The organism is Nocardia huaxiensis (assembly GCF_013744875.1).
GTDB classification, from domain to species: Bacteria; Actinomycetota; Actinomycetes; order Mycobacteriales; family Mycobacteriaceae; genus Nocardia; species Nocardia huaxiensis.
This window is the reverse complement of sequence record NZ_CP059399.1, coordinates 3,476,518-3,491,293: the sequence shown is the minus strand read 5'-3', so window position 1 is coordinate 3,491,293 and position 14,776 is coordinate 3,476,518. Positions and strand designations below refer to the sequence as shown.

Sequence of the window (14,776 nt, the reverse complement as noted above, 5' to 3'; positions counted from 1 at the left end):
TGCGCTTCAGCTTTTAGGGTTGCTGTGTTGTAGCAAGCCGGAGTGGAAGAGAGTCGATGATGAGCAGCGTGGCGTCCGACCTGTTGGTGCGGTACGAGGACGCGTTCAATGCCAATGATGCCGATGCCATGAACGCGCTGTTCTGGGAGGACTGCACGTTCGTCAACTTCAGCGGCAGCCTGGTCACCGATCGGGACGAGTTGCTGGCCAAGCAGCGGTTCGTGTTCGCGCCGGGCGGGCCGCTGCACGGGGTGGATGTCCGGTATCAGCAGGAGGCGACCGTGGCGCTCACGCCGACCGTCGTGCAGATCGTGGCCCGGCAGCGCGGCAAGGACAGCGACGACGCCGCGCAGGACCCGATGCACGGCGTGATCATCCTGACCGCCGAGCTGCGCGGCGACGACTGGCGCATCCGCACCGGGCAGAACACGCCTGTCGCCGCCTTCTGATCGGTCCTATCCGCCGCCGAAGACGCGTTCCACCACCGTCTTCGCGCGGCGGGTGACGCGCATGTAGTGGTCCAGGAATTCGCTGCCGTCGTCATTGGGCCAGCCGGCCACCCGGGCGACCGCGGACAGCAGGCGGCCGGGGCCGGGGAGCTGATCGGCCGGCTTGCCGCGGACGAGAACGAGTGCGTTGCGGGCCTTGGTGGCGGTGAGCCAGGCGTCGCGCAGCAGTGCCGCGTCGGTGGCGTCGACCAGGCCCGCCCGCTCGATCACCGCGAGTGATTCCAGCGTGGAAGTGTTGTGCAGGGCGGGGATTTCGTGCGCGTGCTGCAGTTGCAGCAGTTGCACGGTCCATTCGATATCGGCGAGGCCGCCGCGTCCCAGTTTGGTGTGGGTGGCGGGGTTGGCCCCGCGCGGCAGGCGTTCGGAATCGACGCGGGCCTTGATGCGGCGCACCTCGCGCACGCCCTCGGGGGACATGCCGCCGGCCGGGTAGCGCACGGGGTCGATGGTGTGCAGGAAGCGGGTGCCGAGATCCGGGTCGCCGCAGGCGAATCGGGCGCGCAGCAGCGCCTGGACCTCCCACGGCTGCGCCCACTGCTGGTAGTAGGCGGAGTAGGCGGCCAGTGTCCGGACCAGCGCGCCATTGCGGCCTTCGGGGCGCAGGCCCGCGTCGACCTGCAGCGGCGGGTCGGTGCTGGGCGCGCCGAGGAGCCGCTGCACCTGTTCGGCGACGCCGATGGCCCACTTCACGGCGACGGTCTCGTCCTCACCGGGCCGCGGATCGCAGACGAACAGGACGTCGGCGTCGGAGCCGTAGCCGAGCTCCATGCCGCCGAGCCGTCCCATGCCGATGACGGCGAAATCGGCGGGCGCGGGTTTGCCGAGTTCAGCTTCACTGGCACGGATCACGGCCTGCAGCGCGGCTTCGAGGGTGGCGATCCACACCGACGACAGCGCCACACACACCTGCGGGACATCCAGCATGCCGAGCACATCGGCCGAGGCCACGCGCGCCAGTTCGTGGCGGCGCAGCGAGCGGGCGGTCGCGACCGCCCGCTTGGGTTCGTCGTAACGTCCTGCGCCGGACAGGATTCCGCGTGCCACATCGGCCGGTTGCGGCGTCAGCAGCAGCGGGCCGCCCGGCCCGTCGGCGTACATGCGAATGGTTTCCGGCGCGTTGATGAGCAGATCCGGCAGGTAGGCCGACGACCCGAGCACGATCATCAGCCGCTGCGCGATGGCCCCTTCGTCGCGGAGCTCGCGCAGGAACCAGATCTCATTGTCCAGCCCCTCCGACACGCGACGGTAGGCGAGCAGCCCGGCATCGGGATTCGGTGTCTCGCCGAGCCATTCGAGCAGCGTGGGCAGCAGCAGCGCCTGAATGCGCCCCTTGCGCCCGACCTCGCCGGTGAGCGCCTTCAGATGGCCGAGGGCATTCTCCGGCGCGGCGTAACCGAGCGCCGCCAGCTGCCGGACGGCGGCTTCGGGGCTCAGGCGCAGCGCGGCGGCGTCAAGGCGCGCAACCGATTCCAGCAGCGGGCGGTAGAAGAGTTTGGCGTGCAAGCGTCGTACCCGCACCGCATTGCGTTTGATCTCGCTGGTGAGCACGCCCACCGCGTCCTGCCGCCCGTCGGGGCGCATGTGCGCGGCGCGGGCCAGCCAGCGCATGCCCTCCTCGTCCTCGGCGGCGGGCAGGGTGTGGGTGCGCCGCAGTCGCTGCAATTGCAGCCGGTGTTCGAGCAGGCGCAGGAATTCGTAGGAGGCGGTGAGATTGGCGGCGTCGTCGCGGCCGACGTAACCGCCCGCGGCCAGGGCCGTCAGCGCTTCGACGGTGCCCTGCACGTGCAGCGACTCGTCGGCCTTGCCGTGCACCAATTGCAGGAGCTGGACGGCGAATTCGACATCGCGCAGGCTGCCGTGCCCGAGTTTGAGTTCGCGTTCGCGCAGATCGGCGGGCACCAGATCTTCGACGCGGCGGCGCATGGCCTGCACGTCGGTGACGAAGTCGGGCCGCTCGTTGGCCGCCCACACCATGGGCATGAGGGCGGCGCGGTATTGCTCGCCGAGGTCGAGATCGCCTGTGGCGGGCCGCATTTTGAGCAGCGCCTGGAATTCCCAGGTGCGTGCCCAGCGCTTGTAGTAGGCGACGTGCGAGTCGAGGGTGCGCACCAGCGCACCGGCCTTGCCCTCCGGCCGCAGCGCCGCGTCCACCTCGAAGAAGGCGCTGCTGCCCACGCTCATCATTTCGGCGGCGAGCCGGGTGGCGGTGGTGTCGGCGGGTTCGGCGACGAAGACGACATCCACGTCGGAGACGTAATTCAGTTCCCGCGCACCGCATTTGCCCATGGCGATGACGGCCAGGCGCACCGGCACCGGCCGGTCCGGGCACACCCGGGTGACCGCGACCGCCAGCGCGGCGGTGAGCGCGGCGTCGGCGAGATCGGTGAGGAACCACCCCACCTGCTGGTACGGCAGTACCGGTTCGTTCTCGACGGTGGCGGCCAGATCGGCGGCGGCCAGCAGCATGAGCTGATCCCGATACCGCTTGCGCAGCAACGCGATCGCCTCCGGCCCGGAGATGCCCGCCCGGAACAGCATGGCGGTCGCATTGGGTCCGTTCTCCGGCCGCGCCTGCACGGCGTCGAGCATGGCGGTGCGCAGCTCGTCCCGCGACGGCAGATCGTGCCGCTCCAGCAGCCGCCACGCCTGTGGGTCGGCCACCAGATGATCACCGAAGGCGCTGGACGACCCGATCAGCGCGAGCAGCCGCCCGCGCAGCGAGGTGTTCGCACGCAGGGCGGAATCCAGTGCGCCCCACTCACTTCCGAGCTGCTCCCGGAGCCGGATGAGCGTGAGCAGAGCCAGATCGGCGTCAGGGGATCGCGACAGCGCCCACAGCAGCGGCACACTGTCGACGTTGTCCCACGCCAACTCTCGCAGAGAATCGGCCGCCGACGGCTCGAGCAAACCGAGCCGTCCCACACCGGGAACCGCGGAACGAGTAGTCGGAGGCCGGACCATGCCCCCAAATTACATGTGGGTCCGGACAAACGTGACAGCCAGGTTCCCGGGCAGCAAACCATCGGGTTTGCCGCCCGTACCGCACGCCGCTACAGGCCGAGGTATTCCTTCAGCTCGTACGGCGTCACCTGGGCGCGGTAGCCCGCCCACTCGCGGCGCTTGTTGCGCAGGAAGAAGTCGAACACGTGCTCGCCGAGGGTCTCGGCGACCAGTTCGGACTTCTCCATGGCCTTGAGCGCCTCGTCGAGCGAGGCCGGCAGCTCCCGGAAGCCCATGGCGCGACGCTCGGCGCCGGTCAGCGACCACACATCGTCCTCGGCCTCGGGCGGCAGCGTGTAGCCCTTCTCGATACCGCGCAGACCGGCGGCCAGCAGCACCGCGAACGCCAGGTACGGGTTGCAGGCGCTGTCAGGGCTGCGGATCTCGACCCGGCGCGACGACGACTTGTTCGGCGTGTACATGGGCACGCGCACCAGCGCGGAACGGTTGGAGCGGCCCCACGACGCGGCGGTCGGAGCCTCGCCGCCGTGGATCAGGCGCTTGTAGGAGTTGACCCACTGGTTGGTGACCGCGCTGATCTCGTGCGCGTGCTCGAGAATGCCCGCGATGAACGCGCGCGCGGTCTCCGACAGATTCATCGGATCGTCCGCGTCGGCGAAGGCGTTCTGCTCACCCTCGAACAGCGACATGTGGGTGTGCATGGCCGAACCCGGGTGATCGGCGAACGGCTTGGGCATGAAGGTGGCCCGCACGCCCTCGTCGATCGCGACCTCCTTGATGAGGTAGCGGAAGGTCATGACGTTGTCGGCCATGGACAGCGCGTCCGCGTAGCGCAGGTCGATCTCCTGCTGGCCGGGCGCGCCCTCGTGGTGGCTGAATTCCACGGAGATGCCCATGGATTCGAGCGCGTCGATGGCGTGCCGGCGGAAGTTCGGGGCCTCGTCGTGCACGGCCTGGTCGAAGAAGCCGCCATTGTCGACCGGGACCGGGCTGGAGCCGTCGTAGGCGCCCGGCTTGATCAGGAAGAACTCGATCTCGGGGTGCACATAGCAGCTGAAGCCGAGGTCGGCGGCCTTGTTCAGCTGGCGGCGCAGCACGTGGCGCGGGTCGGCCCAGGACGGGGAACCGTCGGGCATGGCGATATCGCAGAACATGCGCGCGGAGTGCTGATGACCCTTGGACGTCGACCACGGCAGCACCTGGAAGGTGGACGGGTCCGGCTTGGCCACCATGTCCGCTTCGGACACGCGGGCAAACCCCTCGATGGCCGAACCGTCGAACCCGATGCCCTCTTCGAAAGCGCCCTCGAGCTCGGCGGGCGCGATCGCCACCGACTTGAGATAGCCCAGCACATCGGTGAACCAGAGCCGCACGAAACGGATATCCCGCTCTTCGAGCGTGCGGAGGACGAATTCCTTCTGACGGTCCATGACCGCGAGCCTAAGGAGTCGGAGTTAAATCCGTGTTACATGGATGAACCCAACTCTCGGGAAACCACTCGGGGGCCTCACCCCCGAACCCCCGAGAAGCTCGGAGCGAGCTCGCACGAGCTCGCTCCGAACCGTTATCGCGCACGGGCGAGTCCCGGATCGACCTCAGCAGGTGAGGCCGGCGGCCGGCTCCTTCAGATCCACGAGGTAGGCGATCACCGGGTCGTCGACGCACTGCACGCCCGACAGCGACACGGTGTGTTGCGCGCCCCTGTAGGTGATGAGCGACGCGCCGAGCTGCTCGGCGAGATCGACGCCGGCCTGGTAGGGGGTGGCCGGGTCGTCGGTGGTGGAGATCACCACGGTCTTGGGCAGGTTCGGGATCGAAATGCGATGCGGAGTGCTGGTATTCGGGACCGGCCAGACCGCGCACACGTCCAGCGGGGCGGCGTCGGTGCCGTGGCCGTCGTCGACGAAGGGGGCGACGCGGCGGTATTCGGCGTCCTGCTTGGCGGCGACGGCGCGGTCGGTGAGCGGCGGGTCGTCGGCGCAGCGGATGGCGGTGAAGGCGTCGGCGCTGTTGTCGTAGTGGCCTTCCTCGTCGCGGCCGTCGTAGGCGTCGGCCATGGCGAGCAGGCGGTCGCCGCTGCCGCCCTTCAATTCGTTCAGGGCCTTGGCGAGCACCGGCCACCAGCGGTCGGAGTACAGCGCCATGCGGGTGCCGGTGATGGCGTCACCGTAGGAGAGCACGCGGCCGTCTCCGGTGGGAACGGCCTTGTCCCACAGCGGGTTCACGATCTCCTTGTACCGGGCGACGGCCTGGGCCGCGTCGGTGCCGAGCGGGCAGTCCGGCCGCGTCACGCAGTCGGCGGCGAAATTGTTGAACGCGGTCTGGAAGCCGGTGCCCTGCAGCACCGATTCCTGGACCGGGTCCTGTTCCGGGTCGAGCGCGCCGTCGAGCACCAGGGCGCGCACCTTGTCCGGGAACTTCTCGGCGTAGGTGTAGCCGAGCCGGGTGCCGTACGAGTAGCCGACGTAGGTGAGCTTGGGATCGCCGAGCGCCGCACGAATGATGTCCATGTCCTGCACCACTTCCCGAGTGCCGACATTGGCGAGGAAGTTCTTGCCGGTGCGCTCCACGCACTTGGCGGCGTACTCGCGATTCTCGGCCTCGGTGGCCGCGATTCCGGCGGGCGAATTGTCGTGCGGGGCCTCGGCGCGCTCGGCGTCGTTCTCCTTGTCGGTGAGACAGGCGATGGCCGGCAGCGAGGAGCCGGTGCCGCGCGGATCGAAGCCGACGCGGTCGAAGCGCTCGGAGATCTGGGTGTTGTCGGCGATGTTCACCATGGTGAGACCGGACTGGCCGGGGCCACCCGGATTCAGCAGCAGCGAGCCGATCTTGTTGCCGGTGGCCTTGATCCGTGACAGTGCGATCTGCGCGGTCTCCCCGCCGGGATTCGCGTAGTCGACCGGCACTGTGACCCGGGCGCATTCGGCCCCCGAAGGCAGCTCACCGTCGGCGTAATCGGCGCAACTGCCCCAATTCACCGTCTGGTTGTAGAACTTCTCCACCCCCTGCGTGGTGGTCGCCTCGGGATTCCCCTCCACCGTCGAGCCGCTGCACGAGGCCACCGCCATCGCCACCGCGGTCGCCAAGAGCGCGACCCGACCCGTTCGCTTCAAACCCATGCCCAGATCGTGCCATCTCGGTTTCCGCACCTTCGCACCCCTTCGGCTCCGCACTCGTCGCATAGTGATCGCGCCCGGCACGGTTACCCGCAACGGGCGCGAAGTCACGGAATGAGTTCGGAGCCGCGAACCACAGGGCTCACTCGCAGGTGAGGTCCTGCGGTGCGGTCAGATCCACCAGGTAGGCGATGACGGCGTCGTCCACGCAGGCATTGCCCTCGAGCACCGCGCCGTGCTGAGCACCCTCGAAGGTGATGAGGCTCGCACCGAGCTGCTTCGCCAGATCGACGCCCGACTCGTACGGGGTGGCCGGATCCTCGGTGGTGGACACGACCACGGTGGCGGGCAGTCCGGTCACCGAAAGCCGATGCGGCGCATCGGTATTGGGTACCGGCCAGAAGGCGCACACCCCGAGCGGCGCCTGCCCGGTGCCGTGCCCGTCGTCACTGAACGGCGCGGTCCGCCGCCAGGCGGCATCCATGCCCGCCACGATCGCCCGATCGGTGACCGGCGGATCGTCGACGCACTGCACCGCGGCCCGCGCATCGGTGGAATTGTCGTAGCTGCCGTCAGCGGCGCGGCCGACGTACAGGTCGGCGAGGCCCAGCAGGGTGTCGCCGATCCCCTGTTCCACCTCGCCCAAGCCGACCGCGAGTTCCGGCCACAGCGTTTCCGAGTACAGCGCCTGGATCACGCCGGTGCTCGCGTCGGAGTAGCCGAGCCCGCGCCCGTCCTCGGTACTCGCGGGCGCGTCCCAGAGCGGATTGATCAGCGCCTGATAGCGCGTCACCGCCTGATCCGGGTCGGTGCCGAGTGGACAGTCGGCCGCCAGCTCAGTCGCGCATGCGGTGGCGAAGGCGTCGAACACCTGTTGGAAGCCGGCCGCCTGGCCCGCCACGCTGTCGGCGGTGCTCTCGTCCGGGTCGATCGCGCCGTCGAGCACCAGGGCTCGCACGCGGTCCGGGAACGTCTCGGCGTAGGTGTAGCCGAGCCGGGTGCCGTAGGAGTATCCGAGATAGCTGAGCCGGTCGTCGCCGAGGACCGCGCGAATGACGTCCATGTCCCGCACCACGTCCCGGGTGCCGACGTGGGCCAGGAAATCCGCGCCGGTGCGGGCCGCGCAGTTGCCGGCGAATTCGGCGTTCTCCCTTTCCATCTCGGCGATCCCGGCCGCACCGTAGTCGTCGGGCGGCTCGGCGCGTTCGGCATCGCGCTCGGCCGCGGTGGCGCACGCGACGAGCGGGCGGGAAGCGCCGATGCCGCGCGGGTCGAAACCGACGCGGTCGAAGCGTTCGGCGAGCGCGGTGTCGTCACCGAGTTGCACGGTCCAGAGCCCGGAAGCGCCGGGACCGCCCGGATTCATGAGCAGCGATCCGATCTTCGGGCCGGTCGCCCGCACCCGGGACAGCGCGATGGTCGCGGTGTCCCCATCCGGATCGTCATAGTCGACGGGCACCTCGACCTGCGCGCATTCGGTGTTCGCGGGCAGGTCGTCGGCGCCGTAGCCGGTGCAGCTCTCCCAGGCGATCCGCTGTTCGTAGTAGCGGGTGAGATTGTCTGATTCGGCCTGCCCGGTGGGCGCGATACCGGCAATCGCCAGTGCGACGGACGTGGTCAGGACGACGGAGGTCCAGAGAGAACGAGACATCGAAATCCTTCGGAACGAGCGAATACCCCTCGTTCACGATGGAGTCGGCGGGGAGGCCGTCGCATCAGGTCTCCCCCCTGGGTTTTCGCGGCTCCCGGCTGTGAGCAATCCCATCCCTGATCGGGGTTAATCGGTGCTGCGACCGGTGGCACACTGGGGTTGTCACACCAACCCGGGGACCCTGCACGGGCCTCGAGGACGACGAAAGAGGGACGAAGATGTCCGTATCCGATGCGGAGACCCCTGCCTACGGCGCTGCCGCAGCCCCGAAGACGCCCGCGAAGCGCAAGACCCGTGTGCAGCATCTGCAGCAGATGAAGCAGTCCGGCGAGCGCTGGTCCATGCTCACCGCCTACGACTATTCGACCGCCCGCCTCTTCGAAGAGGCCGGGATTCCGGTGCTCCTGGTCGGCGATTCGGCCGCCAATGTGGTGTACGGCTACGACACCACCGTGCCCATCACCGTCGACGAACTGATTCCGCTGGTGCGCGGCGTGGTGCGCGGTGCGCCGCACGCGCTGGTGGTGGCTGATCTGCCGTTCGGTTCCTACGAGTCCTCGCCGGAGCAGGCCCTCGCCACCGCCGTCCGTTTCATGAAGGAGGCGGGTGCGCACGCGGTGAAGCTGGAGGGTGGCGAGCGGGTCGCCGACACCATTCACAAGCTGACCGCGGCCGGCATTCCGGTGATGGCGCACATCGGCTTCACCCCGCAGAGCGTGAACACCCTGGGCGGCTTCCGGGTGCAGGGGCGCGGCGACGGCGCCGAGCAGTTGATCGCCGATGCCATCGCGGTGCAGGAGGCGGGGGCGTTCTCGGTCGTCATGGAGATGGTGCCCGCCGAGCTGGCCGGTCAGGTCACCCGCAAGCTGACCATTCCGACGGTCGGCATCGGCGCCGGCGCGGAGTGCGACGCGCAGGTGCTGGTGTGGCAGGACATGGCCGGATACACCTCCGGGAAGACCGCCAAGTTCGTCAAGAAGTTCGGCCGTGTGGGCGACGAATTGCGTTCGGCCGCAGCGGCTTACGCGGACGAGGTGCGGCGGGGCGTGTTCCCCGCGCCGGAGCACACCTTCTGATCGTGGCTCGGGTCGAGCGCCCTTCGCGGAGTACCGCGGAGGGCGCTTTCGCGTTCCGGCCGGACAGTTCATAGCTGTCGGCTATCGAATTGCGGGCGAGCGTCCTCTTCACAGACCCCCGCCAGAATTTGGTGGCAGACTCGGTAGCTGACGAGCCGGAACGACCAGAGGGAAGCTATGCATCGCCGTTGGATGAGCAGTCGCCGGGTCCGGCGCGCTCCGCTGCTGATCGCCGCCGCGGGCGTGCTCGCGCTGACCGCCGCCTGTGGCGGCAATTCGACCACCGGGTCGGGGCAGCCGAGCTCGAGCAAGCCGAGCACCAGCACATCGAAGAGCACCACCACGACCGCACCCAAGACCAGCACGGGCACCGGCAGCGGCGATCAGCAGCTGAACGTGTCCGCCGACGCCGCCACCCAGCTGTGCGACATGCTGCGGCCGCAGCTGTCCGACTGGCGCGTGCAGGGGCCGACACTCGGCAAGATCGCCTACAACGCCACCGTGCACGAGTGGGCCGTCCGCAATGGCGGCATCAATGTGCAGGTGCTGCAGGACAAGGACGCGATCGACCGCATCACCACCGCGAACTGCTCGGACGTGCGCGACCAGGCGCTGTCCGCGCTCGAAATGCCCTCCATGGCTTCGGGACTGGCGTTCTGATGCGCACCCTGTACCCGCCGATCGAACCGTACGAGCAGGGCATGCTCGACGTCGGTGACGGGCAGCGGATCTACTGGGAGGTCAGCGGCAATCCGGACGGGAAGCCGGTGGTGTTCCTGCACGGCGGGCCGGGTGGCGGGACGGCGCCGTTCCATCGGCAGTTCTTCGACCCGCAGGCGTATCGGATCGTGCTGCTGGATCAGCGCGGGTGCGGGCGGTCCACGCCGCACATCGCCGACGGAGCGAGCCTGGCGACCAACACCACCTGGCATCTGGTGGCCGACATCGAGGCGCTGCGCACGCATCTCGGCGTCGAGCGGTGGCAGGTGTTCGGCGGATCGTGGGGTTCCACACTGGCGCTGGCGTACGCGCAGACCCATCCCGATCGGGTCACCGAGCTGATCTTGCGCGGGATATTCCTGTTGCGGCGCAAGGAAATCGATTGGTACTACAATGGCTCCGCGGGATACGTGTATCCCGACGAGTGGGAGAAGTTCCTGGCGCCGATCCCGGAAGCCGAGCGCGGCGACGACCTCGTCGAGGTGTATCACCGTCTGCTGAACTCTCCCGACGCAGCCACCGCCACCGACGCGGCCGTCGCGTGGTCCACTTGGGAGGGCGCCACGAGTTCGCTGCTGCCCCATCCTGATCGGGTCGCCGAGTCCGCCGATCCGCGGTTCGCACTGGCCTTCGCCAAGATCGAGAACCACTACTTCCAGCATCGCGGCTTCCTCGACGACGGTCAGCTGCTGCGCGACATCGACCGCATCACCCACATTCCCGGCGTCATCGTGCAGGGCCGCCACGACATCGTGTGCCCCGCCGTCAGCGCCTGGGACCTGCACAAAGCCTGGCCCGGCTCGGAGCTGCACCTGGTCCCCGACGCCGGCCACGCCGCCGCCGAACCCGGCATCACCCACCACCTGGTCTCGGCCACGGACAAGTACAGGTACTAGATGAACACCACAGCCGGTCCCGCCCTGGTCGAAGCCCTATCCCTCGACGTGGACCGGCTGTGCGCCGCCGAACCCGAAGTCCGCCAGGACCTCCCGGACTCGGTCCACTCCATGCGCGTGGCCACCCGCCGCCTGCGCAGCGTCGTGAAGTCCTACCGCCGCATCCTGCGCCGCAAACCGGCCGCCGAGATCACCGACGAATTGCGCTGGCTCGCAGGACTGCTCGGCGTGGCCCGCGACGCCGAGGTCAAGGCCGACCGCTTCGAGAAACTGCTCGGCGACCACAGCGGAGCGCTCGCCCGAGCCGACGCGAAGAACGGCGGGAAGCGATCGCCGAAAGCGAAGCGGAGCGGAGAAGCCAGTTTCGGCGCGGACCTGGTGGCGAAGGAGCGCCGCATCTACGCGGGAGCGCACGCCGCCGTCCTCGACGCTTTCGACAGCCGCCGCTACACCGCCCTCACCGAGCGCCTGCACGACCTGATCGACAACCCACCCCTGCGCCACAGCGAAGCCGACAAACCCGCCGCCGACCTGTTCGCCACGGTCCTCCGCCATGACTTCCGCGCCCTGCGCCGCCTGGTCCGCATCGAACCCACTCTCACCGAAGAGCAGCGCGTCGAGCACCTGCACGACATCCGCAAGGCCGCCAAACGTCTCCGCTACTCCGCCGAGGCGGCCGCCGCCGTCCTCGGTGAGCCCGCAACCCTGTTGTCCCGCAATGCCAAACACCTGCAGGGCGTGCTGGGCGACCACCGCGACGCCATCGAAGCCGCCGCCGCCCTGCGCGCCCACGCCGCCGAATCCGATGCCCCCGATTACCAGCGCTACTGCGACGCCGAAGAGGCAGCCGCCGCCAAGGCCCTCGAACAGTATCCGGCCGCAACCGAATTCCTCCGCGACCGTCCCCTCTGACCCGGGGGCTCAGCCTCGGCCGGCGCGGGCGCGCAGGCCGGCGGCGGCGATCGCCAGGGCGGCGACGATCTCGAACAGTGCTGCGAACCAAGAGAATCCGGTCACCCGGGCGGAGGCCGGCGGGTTGATGAAGCTGTCGCTGAGCGGGCCGAACCAGTCGGGCAGCAGGTGCACGACGGTGAATCCGATCGCACTGGCGGCGCCGACGGCCATGGCCGCGATCGGGGCTCGCCGGTCGCGGCGGAACACCAGCGCGATGGTGACCACCGCCGCCAGCTGCTGAATCACGCCGAGCGCCATGACCAGCATGGAGATGGTGTTCATGCCGCGCCGGAGGTGATCGGCGCCGTGCACCACCAGAGCGATGGCGAAGACGATGGTCACCCCACGCAGGACGGTGTTCGCTGTTGTCGATCGCGGGCTGCGCGCCGCTGTCGAGTCGATCATGTGTGCCCCCAGACACCGACAATTCTACGACCGAGTGTAGTAGATGTCCTCCGACGCCGCCAGACCCCACACCCCGGCTCGCCACCCCACCACGCCGATCGAGGCCGCACGGCGGCGAGTTGTGTTGCGGGGCCTCGATTTGCGCGGATACCGGCCCGCCGCCGGGTGAATCCGGCTACGCGGGCGGGCTCGCCGGGGCGTTGCCATCCGACGCCTTGCCGTGCGAGCCGTTCTCCGGCGGAGTGAAGTCGAAAGTGACTGTGCGCGTGGCGGGGTCGGCGGTTACCAGGCGGACTCGGACGCGTTTGCCTTCCGGCGGCGAGCCGCTGCATTTGGCGAGGACGGGCGGGGCGGCGACGAAGATTTCGGCGGGGCGGGTGCCGTTGGCTTCGCGCAGCACCACGGCGTCGAAGTCGGCGCCGACTCGCTGTGCGAGAACAGTGGATTCGGTGAGGTCGATGCAGGCGCGTTCGAGTTTGCCGGCGATGGCGTCGCTGCGGCGCATGGCGTCGGCGGCCGCGGCCAGGCCCGCCCGGACCCATTGGGGGACTTCGGTTCCCGCGCAATAGGCAAGGCAGATCTCGGTGGAGAAGCGGTCGGAGAGGCGGCGGAGCGGGGCGGTGACGTGGGCATAGGGAGCGCCGATCGCACTGTGCTGCACGGTATCCGGAGCCTGGCCGTTCAGCAGCGTGTACGACGCTCCGCGCAGCAGACCGGTGGCCTCGGACATGAGCACCAGGGCGGCGGGGGTGTTCGGGTCGAGTCGGGCGAGCATGCGGCCTACCGATTCCGTGGCGGGCCATTCCACGCCGACAGCGGCGGCCGTGCGGCGCATGGATTCGATCGCCGCAGGAGGGGGCGGGGGCATGGTGCGCAGCAGGCCCAGATGCGGGTCGGCCGCCACCGCCGGGGAGCCGTCCGGCTGCGGCGCGGCGTTGGCCGCCACCGCGGCGACATCCCCGGCACGGCCACCGGAGTCATAGCCGTTCAACATGATTCGAGCCGCGCACATGCCGGTGAGAAGCGAGACCTGTTCGTTCCAATCGTCGGCCGCGGTGCGGGGTTCGACGACCAGTTGCCAGTGGTCGACATCGGTTTGCTCGCGGCCGTCGGGGACCACGTTCTGGGCGGGCAGGCGCAGGGTGATGGCGCCGCGTTCGAGGCCCGCTTCGATGCGCAGGCGGCCGAATTCGGGGAGGGCGGCGACGGAGGGGTGCAGGCGGCCGGCGTCGGCGTCGGCCTGGACGCCGGTGTAGTCGAGGCGGGCGCGGGAGCGGACCAGGGCGCGGGTCACCGAACAGCGCTGCGGTTCGGCGTTTTCGTCGAGCTCGATGGTCCACAGGGCGGCGGGGCGATCCTGGTCGGGCAGCAGGCTGGCGGTGCCTTCGGAGAGCACGGGCGGGTGCAGGGGCACGGTGCCGTCAGGGAGGTAGAAGGTTTGGCCGCGCGCCATGGAGGTGGCTGCGAGCGGGCCGTCGGGGCGCACCACCGCGGCGACGTCGGCGATGGCGTAGTAGAGCAGGAAGCCGGAGTCCGTGCGTTCCAGGCACAGCGCCTGATCCAGATCCATGGCGCCGGGGGGATCGATGGTGACCAGCGGAATGTCACGCCGGTCGGCTCGGGCACCCGCGAACGCGTCAACCGCGTCGCGGGCCTCCGAGACGGCCTCGGACGGATAGTCCGAGGCCAATCCGAATTCGGTTCGGACGGCGCCGAAATCGACCGGCGCCGACACGATCCGCTGATGCAGTTCCACTGCGGAACGCTGACCCTACTGGAGGGCCAGCATGGTGCCGTTCAGCTGATCGAACGGACCGTAGACCGTGAACACCACGCGGCCGTTCGGGTACTGCGAGGAGAGCGCAGCAGCCGAATTGAGCGCCTCACCGAACGAGGCGGCGGACGGGTGCGGCAGACCGGCGATGGTATTGCCGAACTGGTTCTGCGCCACCCACTGCGTATCCGCCGGGGTGAGATCCACCTGCACCCCACCCGGCAGCGGGGTCACCGAGAACGCCGATGCGGACCCGGAACCCAGCACAACCGAAACGGAAGCGGCAGCGGCAAGGAGCGCGCCTGCTGCCAGTTTGCGAGCAATTCGCATATAGACGAGACCTGCTTTCCGAAGTTCGAGAATGCCCTTCGCCCGTTGCGATCGCAACGGAACTTTCCAACGCGCAACACTTTATGACGCCGATCACGTCCGGGGCCAGTTACGGGAAGATCACGGTTTGGCACACCGGGACGCGCCGAGACACGCCAAGTGACGCGCCGCAATTGTCAGCCATGCCGGAGGTCTGCGCACAGCACGGCGCGAGCGGTGTCGGTCACGCCGCACGCGGGTTCGGGAAGTGTCGCCGAGTTACGGCTGTCTGCCGCGGAATCCACCCGGCAGCACCACGGAGATGAACTTGAACAGATAAGCGATGGCGAACAACACCAGTACCGCCAACGGCTGGATCAGCATCGACAGCGACATGAAACGACT

At 69.0% G+C, this 14,776-nt stretch carries 12 protein-coding genes; 5 read left to right on the top strand and 7 right to left on the bottom strand.

The window, feature by feature from the left end:
• Positions 1-68 precede the first annotated feature (68 nt).
• The gene (locus H0264_RS15535; RefSeq protein WP_220139986.1) at positions 69-449 is read left to right on the top strand and encodes an SgcJ/EcaC family oxidoreductase; all 381 of its coding nucleotides are present in this window, start codon (positions 69-71) and stop codon (positions 447-449) included.
• A gap of 6 nt (positions 450-455) precedes the next feature.
• On the opposite strand, the gene H0264_RS15530 is transcribed toward H0264_RS15535, so the two are convergent.
• From H0264_RS15530 to H0264_RS15515, 4 genes are all read right to left on the bottom strand, one after another.
• On the bottom strand, positions 456-3,470 hold the full coding sequence (locus tag H0264_RS15530; protein WP_181584615.1) for a bifunctional [glutamine synthetase] adenylyltransferase/[glutamine synthetase]-adenylyl-L-tyrosine phosphorylase: 3,015 nt from the start codon (positions 3,468-3,470) through the stop codon (positions 456-458).
• A gap of 89 nt (positions 3,471-3,559) precedes the next feature.
• Complete coding sequence (gene glnA / locus H0264_RS15525) at positions 3,560-4,900, bottom strand: type I glutamate--ammonia ligase (RefSeq protein ID WP_181584614.1); 1,341 nt, start codon at positions 4,898-4,900, stop codon at positions 3,560-3,562.
• A 165-nt stretch (positions 4,901-5,065) separates the two neighbouring features.
• Entirely contained in the window at positions 5,066-6,589 is a 1,524-nt protein-coding gene (locus tag H0264_RS15520) for an alpha/beta hydrolase (protein ID WP_276514542.1), read from the bottom strand.
• A 139-nt stretch (positions 6,590-6,728) separates the two neighbouring features.
• Positions 6,729-8,237, bottom strand: coding sequence for an alpha/beta hydrolase (locus H0264_RS15515; RefSeq protein WP_181584612.1), 1,509 nt, complete (start codon positions 8,235-8,237; stop codon positions 6,729-6,731).
• A 218-nt stretch (positions 8,238-8,455) separates the two neighbouring features.
• Between H0264_RS15515 and panB the strand changes: the two genes are divergently transcribed.
• The 4 genes from panB (at position 8,456) to H0264_RS15495 (ending at position 11,841) form a co-directional block, all read left to right on the top strand.
• Positions 8,456-9,313: a 3-methyl-2-oxobutanoate hydroxymethyltransferase gene (gene panB / locus H0264_RS15510; protein ID WP_181584611.1), complete on the top strand. Its 858-nt coding sequence runs from the start codon at positions 8,456-8,458 to the stop codon at positions 9,311-9,313.
• Between the two features lie 192 nt (positions 9,314-9,505).
• Positions 9,506-9,973 (top strand): hypothetical protein, encoded by a 468-nt coding sequence (locus tag H0264_RS15505; RefSeq protein WP_181584610.1) that lies wholly within the window; start codon positions 9,506-9,508, stop codon positions 9,971-9,973.
• Positions 9,973-10,929, top strand: coding sequence for a prolyl aminopeptidase (pip, locus tag H0264_RS15500; protein WP_181584609.1), 957 nt, complete (start codon positions 9,973-9,975; stop codon positions 10,927-10,929). Before H0264_RS15505 ends, pip begins: the two co-directional genes overlap by 1 nt.
• Positions 10,930-11,841, top strand: a complete 912-nt coding sequence (locus H0264_RS15495) for a CHAD domain-containing protein (RefSeq protein WP_181584608.1) — start codon at positions 10,930-10,932, stop codon at positions 11,839-11,841.
• Between the two features lie 9 nt (positions 11,842-11,850).
• Here H0264_RS15495 and H0264_RS15490 read toward each other — a convergent pair whose 3' ends face one another.
• The 3 genes from H0264_RS15490 to H0264_RS15480 form a co-directional block, all read right to left on the bottom strand.
• The gene (locus tag H0264_RS15490) at positions 11,851-12,288 is read right to left on the bottom strand and encodes a hypothetical protein (RefSeq protein ID WP_244976197.1); all 438 of its coding nucleotides are present in this window, start codon (positions 12,286-12,288) and stop codon (positions 11,851-11,853) included.
• A 175-nt stretch (positions 12,289-12,463) separates the two neighbouring features.
• Positions 12,464-14,044, bottom strand: a complete 1,581-nt coding sequence (locus tag H0264_RS15485) for an RNB domain-containing ribonuclease (RefSeq protein ID WP_181584607.1) — start codon at positions 14,042-14,044, stop codon at positions 12,464-12,466.
• 15 nt (positions 14,045-14,059) lie between these two features.
• Entirely contained in the window at positions 14,060-14,392 is a 333-nt protein-coding gene (locus tag H0264_RS15480; RefSeq protein WP_181584606.1) for a hypothetical protein, read from the bottom strand.
• Between the last annotated feature and the right edge of the window lie 384 nt (positions 14,393-14,776).